Annotated in this window: 23 protein-coding genes; 19 read left to right on the forward strand and 4 right to left on the reverse strand. The window is 47.9% G+C overall.

The window, feature by feature from the left end; translation table 11 throughout:
• Positions 1 to 26 precede the first annotated feature (26 nt).
• Positions 27 to 590, forward strand: coding sequence for a DUF1653 domain-containing protein (locus tag ABCW47_RS13000; RefSeq protein ID WP_343210367.1), 564 nt, complete (start codon positions 27 to 29; stop codon positions 588 to 590).
• A 92-nt stretch (positions 591 to 682) separates the two neighbouring features.
• On the opposite strand, the gene ABCW47_RS13005 is transcribed toward ABCW47_RS13000, so the two are convergent.
• The gene (locus ABCW47_RS13005) at positions 683 to 1,378 is read right to left on the reverse strand and encodes a GntR family transcriptional regulator (protein WP_343210368.1); all 696 of its coding nucleotides are present in this window, start codon (positions 1,376 to 1,378) and stop codon (positions 683 to 685) included.
• An 18-nt stretch (positions 1,379 to 1,396) separates the two neighbouring features.
• Positions 1,397 to 2,788 (reverse strand): beta/alpha barrel domain-containing protein, encoded by a 1,392-nt coding sequence (locus ABCW47_RS13010; RefSeq protein WP_343210438.1) that lies wholly within the window; start codon positions 2,786 to 2,788, stop codon positions 1,397 to 1,399.
• Positions 2,789 to 3,129: 341 nt separating this feature from the next.
• Here ABCW47_RS13010 and arcC point away from each other — a divergent pair, with 341 nt between their 5' ends.
• Positions 3,130 to 4,071: a carbamate kinase gene (gene arcC, locus ABCW47_RS13015; protein WP_343210369.1), complete on the forward strand. Its 942-nt coding sequence runs from the start codon at positions 3,130 to 3,132 to the stop codon at positions 4,069 to 4,071.
• 37 nt (positions 4,072 to 4,108) lie between these two features.
• On the opposite strand, the gene ABCW47_RS13020 is transcribed toward arcC, so the two are convergent.
• Positions 4,109 to 6,019 carry an ABC-F family ATP-binding cassette domain-containing protein gene (locus tag ABCW47_RS13020; protein WP_343210370.1) on the reverse strand — a complete coding sequence of 637 codons (1,911 nt, stop codon included), beginning with the start codon at positions 6,017 to 6,019 and terminating at the stop codon, positions 4,109 to 4,111.
• Positions 6,020 to 6,262: 243 nt separating this feature from the next.
• On the opposite strand from ABCW47_RS13020, the gene ABCW47_RS13025 reads away from it, so the two are divergent.
• The 6 genes from ABCW47_RS13025 (at position 6,263) to ABCW47_RS13050 (ending at position 11,670) form a co-directional block, all read left to right on the forward strand.
• On the forward strand, positions 6,263 to 6,907 hold the full coding sequence (locus ABCW47_RS13025; protein ID WP_343210371.1) for a redox-sensing transcriptional repressor Rex: 645 nt from the start codon (positions 6,263 to 6,265) through the stop codon (positions 6,905 to 6,907).
• Positions 6,908 to 6,936: 29 nt separating this feature from the next.
• Positions 6,937 to 7,296, forward strand: a complete 360-nt coding sequence (gene acpS, locus ABCW47_RS13030; RefSeq protein WP_343210372.1) for a holo-ACP synthase — start codon at positions 6,937 to 6,939, stop codon at positions 7,294 to 7,296.
• 44 nt (positions 7,297 to 7,340) lie between these two features.
• Complete coding sequence (locus ABCW47_RS13035) at positions 7,341 to 8,825, forward strand: NAD(P)H-hydrate dehydratase (RefSeq protein ID WP_343210373.1); 1,485 nt, start codon at positions 7,341 to 7,343, stop codon at positions 8,823 to 8,825.
• Positions 8,822 to 10,006 (forward strand): alanine racemase, encoded by a 1,185-nt coding sequence (alr, locus tag ABCW47_RS13040; RefSeq protein ID WP_343210374.1) that lies wholly within the window; start codon positions 8,822 to 8,824, stop codon positions 10,004 to 10,006. The genes ABCW47_RS13035 and alr overlap by 4 nt, the downstream gene beginning before the upstream one ends.
• 99 nt (positions 10,007 to 10,105) lie before the next feature.
• The gene (locus ABCW47_RS13045) at positions 10,106 to 10,453 is read left to right on the forward strand and encodes a type II toxin-antitoxin system PemK/MazF family toxin (RefSeq protein WP_343210375.1); all 348 of its coding nucleotides are present in this window, start codon (positions 10,106 to 10,108) and stop codon (positions 10,451 to 10,453) included.
• A gap of 17 nt (positions 10,454 to 10,470) precedes the next feature.
• A complete protein-coding gene (locus ABCW47_RS13050; RefSeq protein ID WP_343210376.1) occupies positions 10,471 to 11,670 on the forward strand; it encodes a hemolysin family protein in 1,200 nt (399 codons plus the stop codon).
• Positions 11,671 to 12,288: 618 nt separating this feature from the next.
• Here ABCW47_RS13050 and ABCW47_RS13055 read toward each other — a convergent pair.
• Complete coding sequence (locus ABCW47_RS13055) at positions 12,289 to 13,437, reverse strand: immunoglobulin-like domain-containing protein (protein WP_343210377.1); 1,149 nt, start codon at positions 13,435 to 13,437, stop codon at positions 12,289 to 12,291.
• A gap of 244 nt (positions 13,438 to 13,681) precedes the next feature.
• Here ABCW47_RS13055 and ABCW47_RS13060 point away from each other — a divergent pair, with 244 nt between their 5' ends.
• The 11 genes from ABCW47_RS13060 to ABCW47_RS13110 all read left to right on the forward strand — a co-directional run bounded on the left by ABCW47_RS13060 (position 13,682) and on the right by ABCW47_RS13110 (position 25,560).
• Positions 13,682 to 15,445, forward strand: a complete 1,764-nt coding sequence (locus ABCW47_RS13060; RefSeq protein ID WP_343210378.1) for an adenine deaminase — start codon at positions 13,682 to 13,684, stop codon at positions 15,443 to 15,445.
• 74 nt (positions 15,446 to 15,519) lie between these two features.
• Positions 15,520 to 17,295 (forward strand): adenine deaminase, encoded by a 1,776-nt coding sequence (locus ABCW47_RS13065; protein WP_343210379.1) that lies wholly within the window; start codon positions 15,520 to 15,522, stop codon positions 17,293 to 17,295.
• A 563-nt stretch (positions 17,296 to 17,858) separates the two neighbouring features.
• Positions 17,859 to 18,341: a 23S rRNA (pseudouridine(1915)-N(3))-methyltransferase RlmH gene (rlmH, locus tag ABCW47_RS13070; protein WP_343210380.1), complete on the forward strand. Its 483-nt coding sequence runs from the start codon at positions 17,859 to 17,861 to the stop codon at positions 18,339 to 18,341.
• Between the two features lie 20 nt (positions 18,342 to 18,361).
• The gene (locus ABCW47_RS13075; protein ID WP_343210381.1) at positions 18,362 to 19,048 is read left to right on the forward strand and encodes a YjjG family noncanonical pyrimidine nucleotidase; all 687 of its coding nucleotides are present in this window, start codon (positions 18,362 to 18,364) and stop codon (positions 19,046 to 19,048) included.
• 67 nt (positions 19,049 to 19,115) lie between these two features.
• Entirely contained in the window at positions 19,116 to 19,619 is a 504-nt protein-coding gene (locus tag ABCW47_RS13080; protein WP_343210382.1) for an HD domain-containing protein, read from the forward strand.
• A 13-nt stretch (positions 19,620 to 19,632) separates the two neighbouring features.
• Entirely contained in the window at positions 19,633 to 20,184 is a 552-nt protein-coding gene (locus tag ABCW47_RS13085; RefSeq protein WP_343210383.1) for an NUDIX hydrolase, read from the forward strand.
• A 179-nt stretch (positions 20,185 to 20,363) separates the two neighbouring features.
• Entirely contained in the window at positions 20,364 to 22,826 is a 2,463-nt protein-coding gene (locus tag ABCW47_RS13090) for an InlB B-repeat-containing protein (protein ID WP_343210384.1), read from the forward strand.
• A gap of 12 nt (positions 22,827 to 22,838) precedes the next feature.
• Positions 22,839 to 23,018, forward strand: coding sequence for a hypothetical protein (locus ABCW47_RS13095; protein ID WP_343210385.1), 180 nt, complete (start codon positions 22,839 to 22,841; stop codon positions 23,016 to 23,018).
• Between the two features lie 265 nt (positions 23,019 to 23,283).
• Positions 23,284 to 24,228 carry a nucleoside hydrolase gene (locus ABCW47_RS13100; protein ID WP_343210386.1) on the forward strand — a complete coding sequence of 315 codons (945 nt, stop codon included), beginning with the start codon at positions 23,284 to 23,286 and terminating at the stop codon, positions 24,226 to 24,228.
• Positions 24,229 to 24,296: 68 nt separating this feature from the next.
• Positions 24,297 to 24,959 carry a histidine phosphatase family protein gene (locus ABCW47_RS13105; RefSeq protein ID WP_343210387.1) on the forward strand — a complete coding sequence of 221 codons (663 nt, stop codon included), beginning with the start codon at positions 24,297 to 24,299 and terminating at the stop codon, positions 24,957 to 24,959.
• A gap of 16 nt (positions 24,960 to 24,975) precedes the next feature.
• Positions 24,976 to 25,560, forward strand: coding sequence for a Maf family protein (locus ABCW47_RS13110; RefSeq protein ID WP_343210388.1), 585 nt, complete (start codon positions 24,976 to 24,978; stop codon positions 25,558 to 25,560).
• Positions 25,561 to 25,579: the final 19 nt, after the last annotated feature.

The raw sequence follows: 25,579 nt of genomic DNA on the forward strand, positions 1-25,579 counted from the left end.
AAGAATTCCAGGAAAGGATGACACGGATGGAGAGACAGATACCGAGACCGGGAGAAGTATACAGACATTTTAAAAATAAATTATATCAGATTATGACAATTGCAGAGCACAGCGAGACAGGGGAAACATTGATTATTTATCAGGCCCTTTATCCGCCTTTTTCTGTCTATGCACGGCCTCTTTCCATGTTTATGGAGCCGGTGGATCGGGAGAAATATCCCGGGGTGAAAGCCAGGTATCGTTTCAGCAGGATCGATAAAGATGAACTTAAGCCTTGGGATCAGACTCTGAAAACTGGCCAAAAAGTCGAACCTTCGGGAGAGCCTGCCAGTACGGTTCAGGTGGATACGGAGGAGAGAGAGGACATTGATCCGGTCCTCCTTGCGTTTCTTGAGACCGACGACTTGAAAGAGAAAAGGGAAATTTTGCAGAACAGGATGAAAGAGCCCTACGATGAAAAGATTCTGAACGCTATGGCCGCCTCCCTGGAGGTGGAGATAAGTGATTCTGCGGAGGAAACATTCCGGCAGATCAAGAGAAACCTGGACATCCGAAACCGGTACGAGATCAGGAGAAGAGACAGGGAATAGCATATTAAAAAGAATCGCCCTGATGGATGGTCAGAGCGATTCTTTTTTAATATACCAGTAGGCGTTTAGTGCAATAAGCCAGTAGGCGTTTGCTATTCACCCGGCACATTGCCGGAAAGTATATTTTTGATTCCTTTTCTGGTTATATTGTCCAGGCTGTTCTGAATGTGTTCATGAGCTAACTCCTCGGCGCGGTCCGGATTTCCGGAGCGAAATGCCTCCACGATAGCCGCATGTTCACTGATGCAGTCCCGGGACCTTGTGGTGGATGATAAGGTATGTGTCCGGATGCGGTGTACGTAGCTGTGAAAATCAGTCAGAACCCGCCGGAGCATTTTGCTCCCGGAGGCTTCATAGATAATGTTGTGGAATTTATCATCCAGCTCCACCAGCTGCTCCGTATTTTTCTTATCCGCATGAAATTTGGCCAGATAGATTATTTCATCCAGCTCTGTCAGCTGTTCCGGCGTGATTTTCTCACACGCCCACCGGCAGCACAGCCCTTCCAGATAAGAACGGATCGCATAGATATCATTGATATCCCGCTCTGTAATACCGGTGACATAGGCACCTTTATTGGGAATGATGGTAACGAGACCCTCCAGCTCCAGCTGCCGCAGGGCTTCCCGGACCGGAGTCCGGCTTACTCCCAGTTCTTTCCCGATTGCAGATTCTTTTAATTCTTCATTTTCCTGGTATTTCCCATCCAGAATATCATCCCGTATCCGTGCGAAAACCCTGCCACGGAGGGAATACTTATCGGCGGAATCTCTGCCGTCTTCAACCATCCTGCTGCCTCCTGTATTTTATTGCAGAGTTACTCCAAGTGTTGAGCAGTATTCATCAATAATTGTTGTCAGTTCGGCATCCGTAATAACTGTTATTCTGCCGTCCTCATACTGGCGGTCCACCCATTCTTTTACCTTTGCAATCAAAGGATGCGCCTTATCGAGAGCTTTCTCTCCCGTCAGGCTGTAATAGGAGTTAATCCAGTGAGCGATGCCGGCCAGGCCGGATGTATTGGAAACAGCCACTCTTACAGGACGGTTCAGGAATTTTGCCGTATCAAAAATATTATAAATTTCTTCGTTCTTTAAGAGGCCATCCGCGTGGATACCCGCACGGGTCACATTAAAGTTGCTGCCCACAAACGGAGTTCTGGAAGGCACTCTGTAGTTCAGCTCCTTCTGATAATACTCTGCCAGCTCTGTGATGACTGTAGTGTCCATTCCGTCCAGAGTGCCCTTTAACTGAGCGTACTCAAATACCATTGCCTCCAGAGGGGTATTGCCGGTACGTTCTCCGATGCCGAATAAAGAACAGTTAACGCCGGATGCTCCATAGAGCCATGCGGTAGTAGAGTTGACAACCGCCTTGTAGAAATCGTTGTGTCCATGCCACTCCAACTGAGAGGAAGGAACGCCGGCATGGGTCAAAAGACCATAAATAATACCCTGAACAGAACGGGGGATAACGGCTCCTGATAAGTTGACGCCGTAGCCCATGGTATCGCAGGCACGGATTTTAACCGGAATACCATATTCTTTGCTTAATTTCATCAGTTCCAGACAAAATGGAATGACAAAGCCATAGATGTCGGCCCGGGTAATATCTTCCAGATGACATCTGGCTGAAATGCCGGTCTCCAGACATTCCTTCACTACGCTGAGATAGTGTTCCATCGCCTGTTTTCTGGTCATTTTCATTTTATAGAAAATATGATAGTCGGAACAGCTGACCAGAATACCGGTCTGTTTCATCCCGATCTCTTTGACCAGCTCAAAATCCTTCTTGTTGGCACGAATCCAGGAAGTAACCTCAGGGAACTCATAACCTCGTTCCATACATTTATAAACCGCATCCCGGTCTTTCTTGCTGTAAAGGAAAAATTCACTCTGGCGAATCAGGCCCTTCGGGCCGCCCAGACGGTGCAGGTAATCGAAAATGGTCACGATCTGTTCCGTGGTATAAGGGGTTCTGGACTGCTGCCCGTCCCGGAATGTAGTATCGGTGATCCAGATATCCTCCGGCATATTATGGGGAACAATTCTGTCATTGAAAGCAATTTTCGGAATCTCATCATAAGGGAACAGGTTCCTGAAAACGTTTGGCAGTTCAACATCTACCAGTGGATAAATATGTTCTTCCAGCGTAAGGAGATGTGTATTGGGATTTAATGTTACTTTTCTGTCTTGCATCATAATTCCTCCCTTTTGAATACAGCGGTTTCAATAAATGCCGCCGGGATTATCCAGTCAGTTTATTTCAAATAATGATTTTGTATTATTGTATACAATTATACGTTTTCTGTCAATAACAGAACCGGCGTTTTTTGGAAAATTCTGTAGTTTCGTTTATTTCACTAACTCTTTCTTTTGCATACCCATGAAGTATGTTAAAATAGACAAAACTATTTAAGAGTTGCATGTATCATATCATGGTAAGATATATAGGAAAAGCAGATATCTTTCATATATATTATAGGTTAATTAAATATTCCGGATGCGTGACGGCAGACAGGATAGAAGGAGGAAGTGTTATGAACAGGGGAAGAAAAATTGTAGTGGCATTGGGACGGGGAGCATTTGGCACGATATTTCCAGATCAGAAAAAGGCGGTAAAGCATGCGGCGGCAGCTATAGCCGACCTGGTGGAGGAAGGTTTCCGGGTTGTCGTCACTCACAGCAATGGCCCCCAGGTAGGCATGATTCATACTGCGATGACAGAGTTTCATCGTTTGGACACCTCCTATCCGGTGGCGCCCATGTCCGTCTGCGCTGCTATGAGCCAGGGCTATATCGGCTACGATCTTCAGAATGCCATTCGGACTGAGTTGATTGACAGAGGGCTGTTCTGTCCGGTTTCCACCGTGATTACCCAGGTTAAGGTGGATGCGTTTGACAAGGCTTTTGCCAATCCGACCAAGCTGATAGGAAGGCTGATGTCGGCGGAAGAAGCAAAGGAAGAGGAGAAGAAGGGCAATTACGTTACGAATGTGGGAGAAGGGCAGTACCGCCGGTTGGTTGCAGCGCCGGAGCCGCTGGAAATATATGAAATAGACGCGATTAAAGCTTTGACGGATGCCGGACAGGTGGTAATTGCTGCCGGCGGAGGGGGCATTCCTGTGCTGGAACAGGGTTCCAGGTTAAAGGGTGCCAGCGCGGTGATTGAAAAAGATCTTACCGGAGGAAAGCTGGCGGAGGACCTGGACGCGGATGTCCTGCTGTTCTTAACTGGAGTGGAACGGGTTTCACTGAACTTTGGGTCGGCAGCGCAGGAGCCGCTGGAGCGGATGACTGCGGCGCAGGCAGAAGAATATAAGGCGCAGAACCAGTTCATGCCGGGAGCGATGCTGCCGAAGATAGAGGCAGGTATCCGGTTCGTAAAGGAACATCCGGACAGAAAGGCAATTGTTGCCCATCTTGACCAGGCGCTGGAAGCCCTTAAGGGCAGAACGGGTACAGTAATTACGGAGGCATAAAAAAGGGGATGCTGCGGCAGGGCAGCATCCCCTTTTTTTATCCTTCCAGTTCTTCCCACTCTGAGAAAAGCGTCTCCAGCGTGGAAGTGATTTCTTCTTTCCGGTTATTTAGTTCGATTAGCCTGGCAGGATTCGTATAATTTTCTTCCAGTGACAGCGCCGCGTCCAGCTTTTCGTTTTCCTCTTCCAGAGCCTGAATTTCCTCTTCAATTTTTTTCAGCCGGTTTTCGATTCTCCGTCTTGCGGCCTGCTCTTCCTTTTTCTGCTGCCAGGTCAGCTTTCCGTCCGGCTCCCTGGCATCTGTCCTGCACGAGGCTTCCTGATTAAGCAGTCTTGCCTCCAGCTCCTCTTTCTTTTCCAGATAGTAGTCATAGTTACCCAGATAATTAATCAGCTGCGTCTGTGTCAGATCCAGGATGCGGGTGGCCGTTTTATTGATAAAATACCTGTCGTGGGATACATAGAGAACCGTACCGGTATAGTGATTCAGCGCATTCTCCAGTATTTCCTTTGACGTGATATCCAGATGGTTGGTCGGCTCATCCAGAATGAGCAGGTTTGCCTCGGAAAGCATCAGCTTGGCCAGAGATACGCGCCCTCTCTCCCCGCCGCTTAAATCTCCGATCCGCTTGAATACATCGTCGCCGGTAAAGAGAAATGAGGCCAGCAGATTGCGGATCTTTGTATTATCAAGCCAGGGATACTCGTCCTGAATTTCATCAAAGACAGTCTTATCCATATTGAGAACGTGATGCTCCTGATCGTAATAACCGATTTTAACCTTGGAACCCAGGCGGATATCCCCTGCATCCGCGGGCAGCAGACCATTTATTATTTTTAATATTGTGGTTTTGCCGGTGCCGTTTTTACCGATGATCGCTACCTTTTCCTCGCGTTTAATGGAGAATGATAAGTCCCAGAACAAGGTCTGACTGCCGAAAGCTTTTGCCAGCCCTTCCACATCCAGAACATCGGTTCCGCTGACGATGGATGGAGTCAGCTCTATGGATATCTGCGCTTCCTCGGTAACGGGCTTATCCAGCACGTCCATTTTGTTCAGCAGCTTTTCGCGGCTTTCCGCCCGCCGGATGGATTTTTCCCGGTTGAAGGAGCGCAGCTTTGCTATCACTTCCTCCTGATGGCGGATTTCCCTCTGCTGATTCAGGTATTGTTTAATCTGAGCGTCCCGAAGCATCGCTTTCTTTTTGGCGTAGTCGGTGTAATTTCCTATATAACAGGAAGCACTGCACCGCTCAATTTCCACAACCTTGCCAACTACCTTATCCAGAAAATACCGGTCATGAGATACAATGACAACCGTACCTTTATAATTCAGAAGATAATTTTCCAGCCAGGCGATGGACACGAGATCCAGATGGTTGGTCGGCTCGTCCAGAAGGATGATATCCGGCCTGGAAAGGAGAAGCTTACCCAGGAAAACCCTGGTTTTCTGACCGCCGGAAAGAGTAGAAACAGATTTGGTAAATTCCTCTTCCTCAAACCCCAGTCCTTTAAGAACCCCGGTTACTTCACTTTTATACGCATAACCGTTCTGCTGTTCAAATTCATGGTTCAATCTGGCGTACCGATCCAGCGCATCCTTAAGTTCCGGCCCGGAGAGGGAGGCCATCTCGTTTTCCAATGTGCGGATACGGTCATTCAATGCAATAACGTCCGCCTTAACGGAAAGAAGTTCCTCATAGATGGACCGTTCTGATGTCAGATCCTGATGCTGGGCCAGATAACCGATGGTGGTATCCTTGGCTAAAATCACTTCCCCTGCATCCGCAGCCAGTTCGCCCATGATGATTTTAAGAAGAGTCGATTTGCCGGCCCCGTTCATTCCGATAACGGCGGCCTTTTCCCGTTCATTTATATGAAAAGATATATTCTCTAAAATTTTGTCTGTTCCAAACGATTTACATATCCCCTGGCATGCAAGTATCATATCGTCACCTGTTATTCTTAATTTACGCGCGGCCGGCCCGGATGCAGGTTTCCTCCGTCCGAAACAGCCGCTGTTCTGTGCATTCGTACTTGATTATACTGGCAAAAATACAGGCTGTCAAATTGACAACAGTATTCCTTTCTTATATAATGAAACATAGTATTCAGGGGCAATAGAGGCTGGCCTGTGATCTGTACGGTGTAAGAAGAGAAGAAAGCCGGAGCGTTTGTACGGGAGGGAAACATGAGCAGTAAATATATTTCTTTGGCAGTGATTCGGAGACTGCCCACCTATTATAGGTATCTGGGCAGATTAATGGAGAATAATGTGGAACGGATTTCCTCCAAGGAACTGAGCGAGGAACTGCAGATGACTGCTTCCCAGATCCGTCAGGATCTGAATAATTTTGGCGGGTTTGGCCAGCAGGGATATGGTTATAATGTAGAAAATTTATATAACGAGATTGGAAAAATCCTGGGCGTGGATCAGCCGCACAATATGATCATTATTGGAGCCGGAAACCTGGGCCAGGCGCTTGCAAATTATACAACTTTTGAGAAAAGGAACTTTAAAATAATCGGTATTTTTGATGTGAATCCTAAATTTATCGGAATGACGATAAGAGGGGTTGAGATCAGAGACGTGGACGAGCTGGAGGAATTTATCAAGAGCAATGAGGTCCATATGGCGGCTCTTACGATTCCGAAGAATCATGCGCCGAAGGTGGCTTCTGACATTGTGAAATGGGGCGTTAAGTCAATCTGGAATTTTGCGCCCGTGGATTTGAAACTGCCGTCAGATGTACTGGTAGAGAATGTCCATCTGCTGGACAGTCTGATGCGTTTGTCCTACAGTCTGAAGGCACTGGAGGAAGAGAAGAGAGTATAAGCCCGGGAATAGCCGGATTTGGAGAAATTATGATTCTGGGACTTGGAACAGATTTGATTGAGAACGGCAGAATTGAAAAGGCTTGTGAAAAAGAACGGTTTCTTGCGAAGTATTACACGGAACAGGAAATGGTTCTTCTTCAATATAGGAGGGCAAGTGCCGCGGGAAACTTTGCCGTGAAGGAAGCGGCGGCGAAGGCTCTGGGGACGGGATTCCGCACATTTTCACCCATTCATGTGGAGGTGCTCAGGGATGAGCTTGGCAAACCCTTCGTCACATTCCGCGGCGAAGCGGCTAAGATTGCTGAAAGGATGGGAGTCCGGAAGATACATGTTTCGATTTCTGATACCGCGCTCTATGCGGTGGCGGTGGTGATACTTGAAGATTAGGGAAATGCAGGCATGCATTTCCCTCTGACATAGAAGCAGGGATTATGGAAATGAACATTTTAGTCGATGAAAAAGAAATGAAAGATATTGATTCCTACTCCATCCATACGGCGGGTATTCCCTCGCTGGAGCTGATGGAGCGGGCGGCGGCAGCAGTTGCCGACTGTGTTGAACAGAGCATTCATGTACAGGACCGGATACTTGCTGTCTGCGGGTCGGGAAACAACGGCGGAGACGGCGTTGCGGCGGCCAGAATTTTAAAGAACCGGGGTTATCAGGCGGATGTACTTTATTGCGGCAGCAGAGAGCATGCCAGCGCGGAGAACAGAGAACAGATCCGAAGGGCAGAACTTTCAGGGGTTGCCATCTATGACAATATTGCTCTGGAAGAATATACTGTAATTGTGGATGCTGTTTTTGGCATCGGGCTCTCAAGACCGCTGGAAGGAAAATACCGGGAGTTGGCAGAGCAGATTAATGGCTCGGGACTGCCGGTTTTTGCTGTGGATATCCCTTCCGGTATTCACGGAGGAAGCGGTTTAACGCTTGGCACAGCGATCAGGGCAACGGAGACCATAACATTTGGTTACGAGAAGACCGGACTGGTTCTATATCCGGGGAGAGAGTACGCTGGAAAAGTGACCGTTGCGGATATTGGATTCTCGCCGGAAGGAGAGAAGCGGGTAAATCCTGCCTGTTTTACTTATGGCAGGGAAGATATCAGCAGACTGCCGGCCCGTCCGGCCTATTCAAACAAAGGGACATTCGGGCGGGTGCTGGTCATTGCCGGAAGCAAAACTATATCCGGCGCCGCCTATTTATCTGCTGCCGGCGCTTACCGGATGGGAGCGGGACTGGTACGGGTGCTGACCAGACCGGAAAACAGAACAATTCTGGGCACGCTGCTGCCGGAAGCTTTGCTGGACACCTATGAAAATCCCGTGCTGGAGGAGCAAAAGATCCTGGATGCACTGTCCTGGGCAAGTGCGGTTGTAATCGGGCCTGGCATAGGCAGGGATCAGACAGCGGAGGATCTGGTGGAGCTTGTCATAAGCCGGGTTTTAGTACCGATCGTGATTGATGCGGACGCCCTTTATTTTCTGAACGGGCCGATCCCTGATCAGGCAATCCTGACTCCCCACCTGAAAGAGATGGCTGCACTGGCAGGCACAAGCGTGCAGGATATCGCGGGAGACTTAAGAGGAACAGCCTGGAGATTCACAAAAAATAATGGGGGAATTCTGGTTCTGAAAGACGCGGCCACACTGGTTGCCAACGGCCAACGGATGTATATCAATAAGTCCGGGTGCAGCGGCATGGCGACGGGAGGCTCGGGAGACGTTCTGACCGGGATTCTGGCCGGACTTCTGGCCCAGGGAATGGAACCTTTTGACGCGGCCTGCCTGGGAGTATATCTGCATGGCAGTGCAGGAGAGGCGGCAGCCGGGCAAAAGACGGAATACTGTATGATGGCAAGTGATATCATCGAATTATTGCCGAGGATAATAAAGGAGAGCATAAACCAATGAAAGAATATTACCGGGTATGTGCCGACATCGATCTGGATGCCATTTATGACAATATAGAAGAGACAAGAAAACGACTGAATCCACAAACACAGATAATGGCGGTGATCAAGGCGGATGCCTATGGGCACGGGGCGGTTCCTGTGGCCGGGATGCTGGAGCGGATTACGGACAGTTTTGGCGTGGCTATTGCGGAGGAAGCGCTGGAACTGCGCAGCGCAGGCATACGCAAACCGGTATTGATCTTGGGATATACGCCGGCGCCTTTTTATGAAGAGCTGGCAGAGCAGGATATTTCCCAGACTGTATTTCAGTATGAAATGGCCTGTAAATTATCTGAGGCGGCTATAAAAGTAGGAAAGCCGATTAAGATACACATTAAGGTGGATACCGGGATGAGCCGGATCGGATTTATGCCGGCGGAAGAAAGCCTCAGGATAATCGGGCAGATTCAGAAGCTGCCGGGACTGATTCTGGAAGGAATATTTACGCATTTTGCAAGTTCAGACTCTGCAGACAAGACACAGGCCAGAGAGCAGCTCAGAAAATTTCTGGATTTTACGGCAGATCTTGAGAACAAGGGAATCAGGATTCCTGTCCGGCATGCGGCCAACAGTGCGGCGATTATGGAGATGCCTGAGTCACAGCTGGAGATGGTGCGCAGCGGTATCTCCACTTATGGTATGTATCCGTCCGATGAAGTGGATCAAGGCAGACTTAAATTGTGTCCGGCCATGTCGGTGCACGCGTATGTATCTTATGTTAAGACGCTGCCGGAAGGAGTGGGAGTCAGCTACGGGAGTACCTTTATCACCGGCCGGGATACGGTGGTGGCAACGATTCCGGTGGGGTATGCGGACGGCTATTCCAGACAGCTGTCCAATCAGGGCCGTGTACTGATTCATGGGAAATCCGCTCCCATTATCGGAAGGGTATGTATGGATCAGTTTATGGTGGATGTGACCGATATTCCTGATGTGAAGGAGGGGGATACGGCTACTCTGATGGGGCGGGACCAAGATGAAATAATTACTGCCGAAGAAATAGGTTCCATGACACATTCCTTTAATTATGAGGTTGTATGTGATGTGGGAAAGAGGGTCCCGAGAGCTTACTACAGGCATGGAGAGAAGGTGGCGACGTACGATCACTATGAATACAGCCCCTTGTCGTACTCCAAGTAGAAAAGAAAACCGGCATTTTATAGAATACGTGAGAAAAAACAGGGAATACTGTTACTAGCAAAATGCTAGATCGTAGCTATAAAATGGAGTGTGAAAAAAGTGGTCATTCGACGAGGTGATATATTTTATGCAGATCTGCGTCCGGTAATCGGTTCGGAGCAGGGAGGGGTAAGGCCGGTTCTGATTGTTCAGAATGATACCGGCAACAAACACAGCCCCACTGTAATCTGTGCGGCGATTACATCCAGGATGAATAAGGCAAAACTGCCGACTCATGTGGAGATCAGCGCAGAAAAGTATGGTATCGTAAAAGATTCTGTTATATTATTAGAACAAGTACGTACAATTGATAAATCAAGGCTGAAGGAAAAGGTGTGCCATCTGGACGATCAAATCCTGAAAAAGATCGACAGGGCGCTGATGATTAGTTTTTCCCTTGATACATAAGAGAAAGGAAGTTGAACATGGAAGACCCGTTGCTATACGGCGTATTAATTATAGTGATTCTTATTTTGACGGCGGTATTAAACAGCGCCCGGGAGGGCTGCGAGGAAACCAGTGAGAGCCGGTACATAGGTATTATAACCGGCTGGCTGATTTCACTGAATGTTGCACTGGGAGTCTGCATTGTGCTGCTGGCGCAGCAGTTTGAGCTGGCGGCAGGTATTGGAATCGGCCTCCTTGTTTTGTTTGTTGCACTATTTTTCTGTAATGCGCTGCCTCAGAAACTGGCACTGCGTGATCCTGGGAGAATAGTGGAGCGAACCCGCGGGTTGGTTAAACTGTTAAATGTACTGGCCTCTCCGTTTCATTTCATAGGCAAAAAGCTGCTCAGGCTGATTTATCTGATTGCCAGGATTAATCCGGAAGAATTGGAAGACAACGTGACAGAAGAAGAGATTATCTCCATGGTGAATGAGGGATACGAGCAGGGTGTGCTGGAAGACAGCGAAGCGGAAATGATCTCCAATATAATGGAGTTGGACGATAAAGAAGTAAAAGATATCATGACTCACCGCAAGAAGATTATCGGAATCGACGCGGATATGAGTATTGAAGAGGCATTAAAATTTATACTGGGCAAAAGCTATTCCCGCTATCCGCTTTATGAGGAAGATATAGACAATATCGTGGGAATCCTGCATCTGAAGGACCTGACAAAATGGTATGTCATGGGGCAGGATACGAAACGGTCACTCAGAGATATAGCCCGGAAACCATTTTTTGTACCAGATACACAGGATATCAACGATCTGTTTCATCAGATGCAGATGAAGAAGATACATATGGCAATCGCAATTGACGAATACGGACAGACGGCCGGACTGGTTGCCATGGAAGATATTCTGGAGGAAATCGTCGGGAATATTCTGGATGAATACGATGTAGATGAGAAATTTATAATAGATCTGGGTGATGGCCGGTATATCATGAGAGGCCTGGCAAATCTGGAAGATGTAGAAGAAACGCTGGATATCTCGGTAGAGGAAGAAGAGTACGATACCTTAAACGGCCTTCTGGTATCACTTCTGGGCCGCATACCTGCGGAGGGAGAAAAAGCCGTAATAGACTATCAGGGTTACCGTTTTCAGATCATGGATGTGAGAGATAAGACGATCCGGTTCGTCAGAGTGACAAAGGAAGGACTGGACGACGAAGAATAAAGAATAGCTAAGCAGAGCGAAGCTATTCGCTACTTCTCAAAAAGCGAAGCGTTTGAGAAGGGGCCCGATCTTTTTATGAAGTGAGGAACGAACGTAATAAAGAATAGCTAAGCAGAGTGAAGCTATTCGCTACTTCTCAAAAAGCGAAGCGTTTGAGAAGGGCCCCGTTTTTTTTTATGAAGTGAGGAACGAACGTAATAAAAAAGCCAGAAAAAAAGCAGCGGTAGGGGCCGCTGCTTTTTTCCTGGTAACTAAATACCAAAGTGTATAATAGGGTGGGAGTAGAAAGTGTTTATCCACTATCTAAACTTAAATATAGCCCCCAAATGTGTTCTCCCTGTGACTAAAATATGAACATTTTCTAAACTGAGCCCCGCATAATCGGAAGCGGAAGATGGTCGGAAAGCTAGCTTTCCAGACATCTTTCGCTTTTGATTATATGTGGCGAAGCCACGAAGCGAGCATCCCGTCAGGGATGCGTAGCTTAGCGAGGCGGAAAGCCCGCAAAACAGAGGCGAAGCCCGTTTAACATTGGCGAAGCCACGAAGCGAGCATCCCGTCAGGGATGCGTAGCTTAGCGGGGCGGTAAGCCTTGCTATGGCGACTTACAGCACTGTCCTATTGAAAATTCACTACAATGGAGACCGTCTCTTCACCAAAGAAATGTTTTGATACCCTATATGTCCCGGGTACCAACCTGGCGTATTCCGCCAGGTTCAGATAAAATGTCTGCCTTTTATTCCCTTCCAAAGGATAGAGAATAAAAGTTTTTGAAGTCTCATACTCCACGTTGGCAAACCGCCTGGGAACCCGGTACCAGCTGCCATCGTTCCGATAATCCAGAATGATTTCTCTGCTGTAATTATATGTATTGCTGGTTTGGTTCTTCAGGTACAAGATTATTTCTTTATCCTCAATGGAATACACTTGTTTATCTGTCTGACAGGAAATATTCGGATTGCCTGCCGCATCTGCCGGGATATCGGAGATCTCCAGGTGAAGATCCGGATCGGCAATACTGGAAGCGATACCTGGTATGCCCAGACATTCATAGGAAAAATCTTTGCCTGGATTACATATCGTTTCACTCAGCCAACGCTCCATTTCCTCATTCATATAACAAACAGCTAAGGTACAGTGGTCAGGAGCATCATTGATATAAGCCGAAATTTCATCCACCCCGTCAAGACCAAATGTCTGGATACGTACCGGTCCATTCCAGGCGAGGGAGACAGCGCCGGGATGTTCCGATTCGTAACGGCGCAGTCCTTCGTAAAGAGACATAAGGGCCGGAGAAGGCGGATTCTGTCTTACGTACAATGGATACTGTATCCCGGACTCCGGGATCTGTCTTATCTGAAAATCTGAATGTGAGAAAACGGCGTCCGAAAGTATAGTTTCTTTTATCCACTGTTCACGTTCTTTATTCAGAGAGAACACCGGCAGAATATAGAGTCCGGATGCTTCCTCGTACTGAATGGGGAGCATGGCAATGTTCTGACTCAGGATTCCATAGGCTTCTTCTGAAAAGGAACCCGAGAGGGGATACCGATACCTGCTTTCTTCCTTAACAGGGTATGACACATCCAGTGGATGGGATTTGTCATAGGATTGAAGCGCCATGTCAAACGTCTGCTGCAGCCGGCCCAGCAAGTCTGGATCTGGCTCCGGTAAAGAGGCTTCCCCTGGCTGGTTATAAGACACAGAACATGAGGAGATAAATACCATGAATAAGATAAACACGGATATAACTTTTGTTTTCTTCATAAATTGCAGCCTCCCGCTAATTCAATATTGATAATCAGGAATCTTTTAACTCAGGTACGAAGGCCTTTTCTTTTATAATACAGCAGAAAAAACAGCAAATAAAGTTCTAAATATCCTCCTGTTCCCCTCCTTTTCCTCCGCCACATTATCTTGCAAAAACCACCACCCTTGTCTATAATGAACAGTAGCAATGAAATAGAGGGAAAAATCCCGAAAAATGTGATCAATCAAAGGAGAAAACAGGATGAGAGTTTCAGAAAAAGCAGACCGCAGCAGGCTGATTGCGGCAGCGATGCAGAAAATTCCATGTGATTTAACCGTTGAAAACGTCAAGCTGGTTAACGTGATTACCGGAGAGATTTATCCGGCCAGTGTGGATGTACTGGATGGAACCATTGTAAGAGTCAGAGAAGAGGGAGAGACTACTGAAGTCCCTTCCAGGACTGTTTATGATGGTAAGGGCGCTTATTTAATGCCCGGATTTATTGACGCTCATATGCATGTGGAAAGCACAATGATGATACCGGAGAATTTCGCAAGGGTAGCGGTTCCCTGGGGCACAACTACGGTGTGTACAGATCCTCATGAAATCGGCAATGTCATGGGAATTCCGGGTGTGAAATTTATGCTGGAGAGCGGCCGTCAGGCGGCGCTTCGTCATCTGGTTCTGGCTCCTTCCTGTGTGCCTGCTGTTCCGGGGCTTGAGAGCACCGGTGCCGATTTCTTTGCAAAAGAAGTGGGTGAACTGCTGGATATGGACGACGTGGTTGGTATCGCGGAAATTATGGATTATGTTGGTGTATATAATGATACGGACCGTATGCATACCATTATCGACGAAGGAATAAAGAGAAATCTTCTGCTTCAGGGACATGCTCCCAGCGTGACAGGCAAAGAGCTGGCAGCGTACCGGATCGGCGGACCTGTAACGGATCACGAGAGCAACACGGCAGAGGAAATCAATGAGAAGCTGCGCATGGGTATTCATGTTAACCTGCGTGCAAGTTCGATTGTGGATAATCTGGGAACTCTTCTGGGCGGCCTGAAAAACCACAAATTCTATGATTTCGTATCGGTCTGCACCGATGATGTCCATGCGAAGGATATCCTGGAGAAGGGGCATCTTAACAGTGTGATCGGCAAGGCAATCAAGAAAGGTATTGAACCTCTGGATATTATCAAGATGGCAACGCTGAACGCGGCAAGAGAGTATGGTTTTGATGATCTGGGAGCAATTGCGCCTGGCTATCTTGCGGATATGCAGCTGGTGGATGAGCTGGACGGCCGCCGTCCGAACGCGGTATTTATCAAAGGACAGCTGGTTGCTGAGAACGGAAACTACATAGCAAAAGATCCTGCTGAGAAAAAATATGATTTCCCGAATACGGTCAATATGGAGCAGCTTCAGACAGCGGATGATTTCCGCCTGAAAGCACCGGAAGGCTGCGGGGATAAAGTAAAGACCCTGATTATGGAGCCGGTGACAAAGGGTATTGTAATGAAGGGTTCCATGGAAGAACTGCCTGTTGTCAATGGCTATGTTACTCTGGGAGATCATGATGACCTGCAGTTTGTGTGCATAGCAAATCGTTATGGTACCGGAACCAAGAGTATAGTTGTAATGAGAAATTATGGGCTGAAAGAAGGGGCGGTTGCTTCTACCGTATCCCATGACAGCCATAACTTTACGGTTATATATAAGGACGCTGAGGATGCCCTTGCGGCGGCTCAGGAACTGAAACGTACCGGCGGCGGTATGTGCGCAGTAAAGGAAGGCAAGATCTTATATACCCTTCCTCTGCCGGTAGCGGGGCTTATGTCCACCCTTCCCTGTGAGCCTCTGGCAAAGGAGATTGAGACGATGGAGAAGGCAATGCTGTCTCTGTGTCCGGACGAGTCCTCTATTCTGATGATTGCCTGCCTTGCCCTGCCGGTAAGACCAGGCCTGATTATGACGGATATAGGCATTGTTGACGGTCTGACCCAGGAATTTGTCAGCCAGTTTTAAAATAGAACAGGCATCGGACTTATGAGCCGGTGCCTGTATTTATTTAAAAATACAAAGGAGGAGGGGACTGCGCTATGAGAGTAATTGAAAATAGAGACCGAAGCCGTCTGATTGCGGCGGCTATGCAGAAAATACCCTGTGATCTGACCATTGAAAACGTAAAGTTTGTGAATGTGATTACGGGTGAAATTTATCCCGCCAGCGTGGATATCCTGGACGGCATTGTCATCCGGGTGCGCACAGAAGGGGAAATGACGAAGAAGCCCAGTAACGAGATTTATGACGGCAAAGGAAATTATCTGGTGCCGGGATTTATTGATATTCATATGCATATTGAGAGTACAATGATGATACCGGAAAACTTTGGCCGGGCTGCAATTCTGTGCGGAACGACAAGTGTGTTTGTTGATCCGCACGAGATTGGCAATGTAATGGGTATTCCCGGTGTAAGATTTATGGTGGAGAATGCAAGGAAATCTCCGGTCCGCCAGTTCAATTTGGCTCCATCCTGTGTGCCTTCTGTTCCCGGAGTAGAAGGGGCGGGGGCCGAATTTAATGCGGGAGAGATCGCTGATTTGCTGGGTATGGATGGAGTTTACGGCATTGCGGAGGTAATGGATTTTGTCAATGTGGTGCAGGATGCGCCTAGAATGCATGATATCGTGGAAGAAGGGCTTAAGAGAGACTGTCTGATCCAGGGCCACGCGCCGGGCGTGCTGGGCAAAGAACTGGCGGCTTATATACTGGCCGGGCCTACCGATAACCACAGTCTGAGCACGGCGGAGGAAGCCTGCCAGGATCTGCGGGCGGGGCTCTACGCCAACTTCCAGGAAAGCTCCCTCTCTGCCAGAAGAATGCCGGAACTTTTAAAGGGGATCAAAAACCACAGATGGCACGATCATGTAACGCTCTGTACGGATGATGTCCATGCCAAGGACCTTATGGAGACAGGTCATGTCAACAGACTGATCAAGTCTGTACTTATGGAGGGAATTGATCCTGTAGAAGCAATCCGCTGGGCTACCTATAATTCGGGCCGGGATTCCGGCTTTAGGGATCTGGGAGCAATTGCGCCAGGGTATGTCGCGGATATCCAGCTGCTAGGGGAGCTGGACGGAAGAAATCCGGAGGCAGTCTTTGTGGCAGGAAAACTGGCTGCCGAGCATGGAGTACTTGTCGGCGAATACAAAGAAGACGAAGGTTCCGCGTTCCAGCCGGAAAATACGGTGCATATAGACTACATTACAGGGCCTGACATGTTCCGCCTGAAAGCGCCGGTAGAAAATGGCACCGTACGGGCAGCTGTGATGGACTATGATTATAACGGCACCGGGAAAACAGAAGTTGTGTATGAGGAAGTGCCTGTCCGGGACGGATATGTAGATATCAGCGGCAAAGATGAACTGCACTATATGAGTGTATGGAACCGCCATAAAAGTACGGATCACACCATTACTCTCTGCAGGAACTTCGGACTTTTAAAGGGAGCTATGGGCAGCACAATAGCCCATGACTGCCATAATCTGGTCTTGGCTTACCGGGACAGGGAGGATGCGCATCTGGCCGCCAGAGCTCTGGCCGAATGTGGAGGAGGTATCTGCGCGGTACATCAGGGTGAGGTGAAGGGTCTGCTGAAGCTTCCGGTAGCCGGCCTGATGAGTACGCTTCCATGCGAGAAACTGGTTCCGGAGATCGGGGCGGCGGAGGCAGCGGTAGATCAGCTGTGCGACCGAAAGGGAAAATTGATGAAGGCGGCCATTCTTTCCCTGGCCTGTATCCCGATGGCGGTTATTACAGACAGGGGATTAGTCGATGGTCGGACCCAGAAATTCTATGAGTTGTTTCAATAAAACATAGAATTCGACAATATTCGGAATAATGAATGAAGCTGACAGGTTCCCGGAGACAGACACTGTGCTTTGCGGGAACCTGTTTTTATTACATAGAAAGTTCTCCAAACTTTCCTATGTTGCCCGCTTTGTTACGGGAAAAAAGGATTCTGCCGCGGATACGGCAGAATCCTTTTCCAAATTAATGTATTAAAATGGGGAGAAGAAATAAAAAACAAAAAATCATCTTATCTAACAAGCTAGTTATATTGTAAACAACAAATATGAGGAAAATATGACTTCATTGAATACAATTTGTGAACAATTGAGTTCATAAATTGTACTATAGACGCAATAGGAATAGGGTGGAAAAACAGAGCTTTGCACTGGGAGCATACCATATGTTGATATGTGAGCGAGATTATATATCAACATATGGTATAGAGCGTAGCGCCGCAGGCGCTTTTGCCGCCCTGTTCCTATTGGAAAATGCCTCTTTCCTGGTTCATTCTTGCAGACAGAACCAGTTTAGGGTATGATAATTCAAAAGACAGACAAGAGAAAGAACCGGAGGACGGCGCCAGATGAAAATTACCATATTGTGTGTGGGGAAGATAAAAGAAGCTTACTTTACAGGAGGAATCCGGGAATATGAAAAGAGGCTGAGCCGTTACTGCAAACTGGATATTATCGAGGTAGCAGATGAGAAAACTCCGGATGGAGCGAGTGAGGCCCAGGAGACTGCGATCAGAAGAAAAGAGGGAGAACGCCTGTTAAAGCAGCTTAAGGATGAGAACGCCTATGTGATAGCGCTTGCTATCGAGGGGAAACAGAGGGATTCTCTGGAGTTTGCAAGGCTTATAGATGAGCTGGGAATCAGAGGTGTCAGCCATCTGGTGTTTATCATAGGAGGTTCGCTGGGGCTTGACGAGGCGGTGCTTGCACGGGCGGACGAGAAATTAAGTTTTTCCAATATGACATTTCCCCATCAGCTGATGCGGGTGATTCTGCTGGAACAGATCTATCGGGGCTATCGGATTATAAAAGGGGAGCCCTACCATAAATAGACAGATTGAGGAGGAAAATCGTGGAGCATAAGTTCAGAACATTACTGTTGGATGTGGATGGAACACTGCTGGATTTTAAAGCCTGTGAAAAGGCGGCGCTGGAGCAGGTTTTTAAAAAATACGGCATTGCCCTTACTGAGGAAGTCAGGAAGACCTATCATGAAATAAATAATGAACTCTGGGGCAGATATGAAAAGGGAGAGATTGACCGTGATACGGTGATTTATACCCGGTTTGGCCGGCTTTTTGAACTGACCGGCGTGGACGGAGACGGTATTGCTTTTGAGGATGATTATCAGGAGCTGCTGGGCGAAAGCCACGTCCTGATGGACGGAGCGCTGGAGGTCGTGGATTATCTCTCAAAGCGTTATGATTTATATGTGGTAACAAACGGCGTTACACAGACCCAGATACAGAGACTTTCTGACTCCGGCCTTATGCCCTATATGAAGGAGGTGTTTGTTTCTTCCGATACCGGTTATCAAAAGCCGCAGAAAGAGTATTTCGATTATTGTTTTGTGCGTATTCCGGACTTTGACGGCTCCAGGGCCCTGATCGTGGGAGACTCGCTCTCTTCCGATATTCTGGGAGGAAACCGGGCGGGGATTTCAACCTGCTGGATGAATCCGGAGGGGCAGCCAATCGAAGATGGAATAAAGGCCGATTTTGAAATAAAGAATCTGAGAGAGTTGATGGAATTCCTGTAGCCGCGGGTATATAAACCGGGCTGCCTGTGAAACGGTCAGGAAAGAGACGGAAGGGATGGGTATAAAGATGGCAAGAAAAGAAGAATTGATCCGGGAAATGATAATGTATTACAACCGTGATCCGAAGAGAATCCAGCATTTTATGAAGGTGTATTCCTTTGCCCGAACCATCGGCATACTGGAAAATATTCCGGAGGAAGAACAGGAGATTCTGGAGACAGCAGCGATCGTTCATGACATTGGAATCCGGATCAGTGAAAAGAAATATCACTGCAGTACGGGCAGCTATCAGGAGCTGGAAGGTCCGCCTGCCGCACGGCCTATGCTGGAAAGGCTGGGTTATGGAGATGAGATCATTGGCAGAGTATGTTATCTGATCGGGCACCATCACACTTACTCCAATATCAAAGGAATGGACTATCAGATTTTGGTAGAAGCGGACTTCCTGGTAAATATTTATGAGGATGAAATGCCTGAAACGACGATACGAAATGTAAGAAGCAACATTTTCCGTACGCAGGCCGGGATTTTTCTGCTGGATGAAATGTACCTGAAACCTCGTACAAATTGAGGGGAGACTTTTGATGGAATTGTTTGACCTGCTGGATGAGCGTGGCGCTAAGACAGGATATAAAAAGGAGCGGGAAGCGGTGCACCGGGACGGAGACCGGCATGGTACGGTACATATCTGGTTAACCCGGAGAAATCAGGATACAGGAAGGCATGAACTTCTGCTGCAGAAACGAAGCAGTGAGAAAGATGCATTCCCAGGATGTTATGATATTTCATCTGCCGGTCATATCCAGGCGGGAGACGAACCGCTGCCGTCAGCCCTGAGAGAGCTTGAGGAAGAGCTGGGAATTGTAGCTTCGCCGGAAGAACTGCGGCTGGTATTCGTATATGAGGACTATATCAATACTTTTTTTCATGGAAAGCCGTTCGTAAATCTGGAATGGTCCTACGTTTATCTGTTGGAACTGGATGTGAATCCAGCGGAATTAAAGCTTCAGGAAGAAGAGGTTTCCGCAGTGAAATGGATGGCCTGCACCGAACTGGAGCGGGAGATTAAGACGGGAAATCCGGACTATTGTGTTTCTGAAGAAGAATTTTTCCGCCTGATGGAATATTTGAAATAACTATATGCTTATAGCTGGAACCTTTACGGAGCGTGATGCTCGGAAGGTTCTTTTTTTTATTTATGCAAACGTTAAAAAAGTGAGCCTTTTTGAAGATAAGTGACGTCTTAATTTATAAAGAGAGAATTGTAAATGGTTATATGACGGATTGCGTCGTTCTTCTAAGAGGAGGAATTGCTGTGAGAAAATTTATGAAAGGATTATCCCTGTTTCTTGTCCTGTTTCTGGTCAGCGGGGCCGTGTTGCCGCCGGTTTCTGCGAAGGCAGATGAACTGGAGCCGGAACCTGGTCCTGAGGTTACCTATACGGTTACCTATAAGCAGGGGACTGCGGCAGATGGAGAGGCGCCTGTTGATGAAACCCTGTATACAGAGGGCGAATCGGCAGTGATACAGGATAATATAGGAGGCCTGGTCCACAATAAGGGGAATGATAAGTTTTCGTTTGCCGGCTGGACCGCATCACCTGGCAGTCAGGATGTGGAATACGTTCCGGGGGAATCGTATGAAATGTACGGGAATCTGACATTATACCCGGTATTTATAAAAGACAATGACGAAGGCGGGACGGACCCTGTTTATTATACGGTCCGGTTTGCGGCAGGTGCGGGCGGATCGGTGGAAGAATTATCCTATCAGGCAGAGCCGGGCTCTGTGCTGAGTGAAGCGGTGACTTCAGTGCCGGTGCCCAGCCCTGATGAGTTTTTTGGATTTTCCGGCTGGTATCTGGAAGGCAGCAGGATCGCAGGCAGCAATGATGAGCTTCTGGCAGTACTTCGTGAAATGACGGCTGACCAGGACTATACCTTCACGGCTGTATTTGAGATTATCAGCAATAAGCCTACCCATCAGCTGACCATACGATATGAATTCTGCCCGGAATGCAGAGGGGATGAAACTCTCCTTCCAATCGAACATATTTCCTATGAAAAAGAAGGTTCGAGGTATTTTGTGTCAGTTCAGTCCATTGACGGATATATCAGTGATCCGGAAAATATGGTCATTGGAGAGATGGGAACGGAAGATGTAGTCAGAACGGTGGTTTATCATAAGGATGCCGACGGCAACAATGAGGCGGACTGTAAAAAAGAAGAGGCTTATTATACTGTCGAATACATTCTGGACCCGGAGCTGGCGGATGAGTATGTCCTGACCAAGGGCAGTGAAGGTACCAGATATGCGGAGCAGAAAAAGGTCGGAGACAGAATGACGGCTTTTGGAGTCTGGCTTTTTGACAAAGAGACGAAAAAGATCCCGACCTACGCCGTCTCTATGACTCTGTTGGAAACGGTAAGCGGGACGAAGAGCGGCAGCCCGATTACGTTTGACGCGGGCCAGGTACTGTCCGTAAATGCATCAAATGCCCAGGAGGACGCCATGGTCGATTATACTACCGGCTTTGGCCACACTCTGTTTGAAGAGGGAACTACCGTCCGAATCATGGTAACCGCGCTTCATACAAATGCTTATAAGGTGGAATATGTGCTGGATGAAGAGCTGAGGGACCGCTATGTTCTCTCTGCCGGAACAGATGGAATAACCTGCACACAGAAAAAGAAAACCTCTGATAGAATCACTTCATTCAATGTATTTCTGAGGGATAAGGAAACAGATAAGAATTTCTTTGCCGTATCCATGGAGCTGCAAAATGATGTGGCAGGAACGAAGGACGGGAAAGAGTATCACTATGAAAAAGGCACGATTGTATCGGTTAACGCAGATAACGAACGCGGTGATGCAAAAGTAAACTATGATATTAATTTTGGCCATGTATATTTTAAAGAGGGAACTGTAATTCAGATATTGGTCAAAGCAGTTTCCCATACGGTGAAGTTTTATGACGGAGAGACGGTTCTGAAGTCTCAGAATGTACTCCACGGCGGTACTGCTGCTGCACCGGATGCACCGGAGAAAGAGGGAAAGAAATTTAAAGACTGGGATTCCAGAGATTATGAAAAGGTCTTAAAGGACACGGATATTCATGCGGTTTATGAAGATAAGGAAGACGATTCCGGTTCCGCAGGCCCGGTTCCTGTCGTCCCCGGACCAGATACGTCGAATACGCCGGACACACCAAATACACCAAACATCCCGAATGTGCCGGATACACCGGACACAAGTCCAACAGATCCGCAACAGCCAGGGCAGGAGCCATCCGGCGGAGAGCCGTCTGATACACCGTCAAACGAGGAGAATCCAGTCAGTATTGATACTCCTGCAACCGATATAATCGAAGGCGCGGATCAGCCTGTTAATCAGCCGGCAGTGACTCGTCCCGTTGGTGTGGCAGGTGTGACGGTTACCAATCAGACACCGGCTTTGCCGGAAACAGTGACAATTCCGGATAACGAAGTGCCCCTTGGCAATTCTCCGGCAGCCGATGAACTTCAGGTCGCCGGCCAGTCCAATAACACTGGCTATGATCTGAATGTAAATAATCTGGAGAAACTGGAGGATGGACCGATACCGCTCGGAGCGGGCCCGGAGGGAATGGAAGAGAGCCAACCTGCCTGCATCCTGCATTTTATACTGATTCTGGCCGCTTTTCTGGTGCTTGGTGCAAATTCATTGAATCTGCACATCAGGGAAAAAAAGATAAAGAAGCTGGAAGAACTGCTGAAAGCAATGGAATATAACAGATAGGAGGATGGACATATGTTGAATATAGTATCACTTGGTTTTTGTATGTGGGATATTCCGGCTCTCGTTGTTTTATTGCTGGCAATCACCGTATTTATCGTATACAATCGCCAGATGAAAAAGAAAGAACAGGAACTCAGCGAATTACTCGCGCAAAACATGGCGGATCAGGCGGTGGATGAAAGCTATAAGTAGATATATTTAAGCTGCAGTTAAAAACCTGATAGAAAATAAGCGAAAGGCCGGGGACAGATTACGGATTACTGCCCCGGCCTTTTTGTTTTAGATAAAGATCTGCGGATTAACTTGTCAACTAATGGTAAAATATTATAAGATAGAGCTATGGTTGGCTGCATAAATGGAAAAACTACAGGAATTCCTTAGCAGCGGGAGGATAAGCGGAAGTAGTATAAAAAATAAAACGGATCGAAAGAACGTTGCAGAGAAAGGAATGTAGGAAATGATTAAAATTTTATTGGATGCGGATACTGGAGTGGACGATTCGATTGCATTATTGTATGCGCTGAAAAATCCTGACGTTCAGCTGGTGGGAGTGACAACCGTACTGGGCAATACCGACCCGGTGCAGGCTGCGAAAAACAGTCTGGCGCTGATAGCTCTTGCGAAGCCGGATTATGAGGTGCCGGTGGCAATCGGCGCAGGGCAGACGCTAAAAGGTGTTGTAACAAAGTCAGATACCCACGTACACGGCAAAAATGGCATCGGAGATGCGGAGCTGCCCCCGGCTGAGCAGAAACCGATTGAGCGGGGTGGTGTGGACTTCATGATCGAACAGGCCAGAAAGTATGCCGGAGAGCTGGTGATTGTCGCAACAGGCCGCCTTACTAATCTGGCACTGGCGATTCAGAAGGATGCGTCCTTTGTTAAAAATGTGAAGAAAGCAGTGATTATGGGAGGAACTGTATTTGCTCCGGGTAATGTAAGCCCGGTAGCGGAAGCCAATATATACGGTGATCCGGAAGCTGCTGATCTGGTTCTCACATCCGGTATGGATGTGACAATCGTGGGATTAGATGTCACGAAGAAGACAATACTTACTTATGATGATGTACTTAAACTGGAGAGGCACTGCCGGGAAGAAAATCAGCCCATTGTCCGGTATTTAAAAGACTGCCTGGGTTTTTATATGAGTTTTTATACAGATACTGTAAATACCCTGGAGAGCTGCCCCATGCATGACCCGCTGGCTATGCTGGTTGCGGTGAACCCTGCGCTTGTGACGACACGGAAGTGGAAGGCAAGAGTGGAGTGTACGGACGGCCTGTGCAGAGGCATGATTGTCACTGACCGGAGGGAGCATACCTTTAAGGCGGAGTTTGTGGAATTCTGCATAGAAGTGGATGGGGATAAAGCAGTGGCCGAACTGCTGGCCGCATTTCTTTAATACCGGAATACAAGCCGGGAGTGGCAGAATCGAACTGCCCGTACAATGATGGAGAAAGGATCAAAGATATGAACATATATCTGGTGCGGCATGGCAGACAGTCATCGACATTATGCAATGTGGATGTTTCTCTTTCCGCTGAGGGAAGGGAGCAGGCCAAACTGGCTGGGAGAAGGCTGGCCGCTTACGATATCGACTGCATTTATACAAGCGATATGCTGCGGGCCGTGGAGACTGCCGAGCTGATAAAAGGAGAACTGGAGGCCGTTTACGGCAGGAACCTTCCTTTTGAAATTCGTCATGATATAAGAGAATACTACTGCGGCGATATGGAAGGGCTGACGATCGAAGAACAGCAGGAGAAGTACGGCGGCTTTCTGGAAGAGAGAGAACTGTTCCGGGATGTCCCCTATCCGGGAGGCGAAAGCGGACAGGATGTATTTGACCGTTTCTATCCGGTGCTGCTGGAGATCGCCCGAAGCGGCTTTCAAAATGTAGCTGTGGCTACCCATGGCGGTGCTATCCGGGCGGTATTGGCCGGGATTTTTTTCGGAGACGAAGACCGCAAGCTGTTATTCTGCAGGAATATGGAGAATACTGGAATTACAGAACTGCGCTACAATGAAGAGAATCAGGTATTTTATCTGGAACGGCTGAACGACTATGCACATCTGGAACGCAGGCCGGAGCTGCTTCGAAGAAGCTGGAGAAAGGATCTGAAAGAGACCTGAGCAAATGGAGATTACTATGAGACGGATTATACTGGCGTCAGCTTCCCCCAGAAGAAGAGAGATCTTGGAGCGGATGGGGATTGCATTTGAGATAATGCCCAGCACGCGGGAGGAAGTAATAACAGAAAAAGAGCCCTGCGAGGCAGTGAGACGGCTGGCTTTGCAGAAGGCGGAAGATATTGCAGAGAAAACATCCGGGGATGTGATTGTGCTGGGAGCCGATACGGTCGTGGCTCTGGACGGAAAAATACTTGGAAAACCGGTGGATCAGGAAGATGCAGTCAGGATGTTAGAAAGTCTGCAGGGAAGGGAACACCAGGTCTACACCGGAGTTGCCGTCGTACTGCGAAGAGCAGGCGAGGAACAGATTATAAGCTTCTATGAGGCATCCAGGGTGAAGGTCGGGCCGGTGAGTGAGAGTCAGATCAGAGCGTATGTGGAAACAGGGGAGCCTATGGATAAGGCAGGGGCGTATGCCATTCAGGGCCGTTTCGGCATATTCGTGGACGAGATAGAGGGGGACTATTACAATGTGGTAGGGCTTCCGGTTTCAAAAATATATCGGAAACTTTTGGAATATGATGTGGATTTACTGAAATAATAAGAAGGGAGTCAATGCA

This window comes from Anaerolentibacter hominis (assembly GCF_032380675.1).
GTDB classification, from domain to species: domain Bacteria; phylum Bacillota; class Clostridia; order Lachnospirales; family Lachnospiraceae; genus Anaerolentibacter; species Anaerolentibacter hominis.

Coding starts and splice junctions, on each gene's coding strand:
- ABCW47_RS13000 (WP_343210367.1), top strand. CDS start 27: ATGGAGAGACAGATACCGAGACCGGGAGAAGTATACAGACATTTTAAA.
- ABCW47_RS13005 (WP_343210368.1), bottom strand. CDS start 1,378: ATGGTTGAAGACGGCAGAGATTCCGCCGATAAGTATTCCCTCCGTGGC.
- ABCW47_RS13010 (WP_343210438.1), bottom strand. CDS start 2,788: ATGCAAGACAGAAAAGTAACATTAAATCCCAATACACATCTCCTTACG.
- arcC (WP_343210369.1), top strand. CDS start 3,130: ATGAACAGGGGAAGAAAAATTGTAGTGGCATTGGGACGGGGAGCATTT.
- ABCW47_RS13020 (WP_343210370.1), bottom strand. CDS start 6,019: ATGATACTTGCATGCCAGGGGATATGTAAATCGTTTGGAACAGACAAA.
- ABCW47_RS13025 (WP_343210371.1), top strand. CDS start 6,263: ATGAGCAGTAAATATATTTCTTTGGCAGTGATTCGGAGACTGCCCACC.
- acpS (WP_343210372.1), top strand. CDS start 6,937: ATGATTCTGGGACTTGGAACAGATTTGATTGAGAACGGCAGAATTGAA.
- ABCW47_RS13035 (WP_343210373.1), top strand. CDS start 7,341: ATGGAAATGAACATTTTAGTCGATGAAAAAGAAATGAAAGATATTGAT.
- alr (WP_343210374.1), top strand. CDS start 8,822: ATGAAAGAATATTACCGGGTATGTGCCGACATCGATCTGGATGCCATT.
- ABCW47_RS13050 (WP_343210376.1), top strand. CDS start 10,471: ATGGAAGACCCGTTGCTATACGGCGTATTAATTATAGTGATTCTTATT.
- ABCW47_RS13055 (WP_343210377.1), bottom strand. CDS start 13,437: ATGAAGAAAACAAAAGTTATATCCGTGTTTATCTTATTCATGGTATTT.
- ABCW47_RS13060 (WP_343210378.1), top strand. CDS start 13,682: ATGAGAGTTTCAGAAAAAGCAGACCGCAGCAGGCTGATTGCGGCAGCG.
- ABCW47_RS13065 (WP_343210379.1), top strand. CDS start 15,520: ATGAGAGTAATTGAAAATAGAGACCGAAGCCGTCTGATTGCGGCGGCT.
- rlmH (WP_343210380.1), top strand. CDS start 17,859: ATGAAAATTACCATATTGTGTGTGGGGAAGATAAAAGAAGCTTACTTT.
- ABCW47_RS13080 (WP_343210382.1), top strand. CDS start 19,116: ATGGCAAGAAAAGAAGAATTGATCCGGGAAATGATAATGTATTACAAC.
- ABCW47_RS13085 (WP_343210383.1), top strand. CDS start 19,633: ATGGAATTGTTTGACCTGCTGGATGAGCGTGGCGCTAAGACAGGATAT.
- ABCW47_RS13095 (WP_343210385.1), top strand. CDS start 22,839: ATGTTGAATATAGTATCACTTGGTTTTTGTATGTGGGATATTCCGGCT.
- ABCW47_RS13100 (WP_343210386.1), top strand. CDS start 23,284: ATGATTAAAATTTTATTGGATGCGGATACTGGAGTGGACGATTCGATT.
- ABCW47_RS13105 (WP_343210387.1), top strand. CDS start 24,297: ATGAACATATATCTGGTGCGGCATGGCAGACAGTCATCGACATTATGC.
- ABCW47_RS13110 (WP_343210388.1), top strand. CDS start 24,976: ATGAGACGGATTATACTGGCGTCAGCTTCCCCCAGAAGAAGAGAGATC.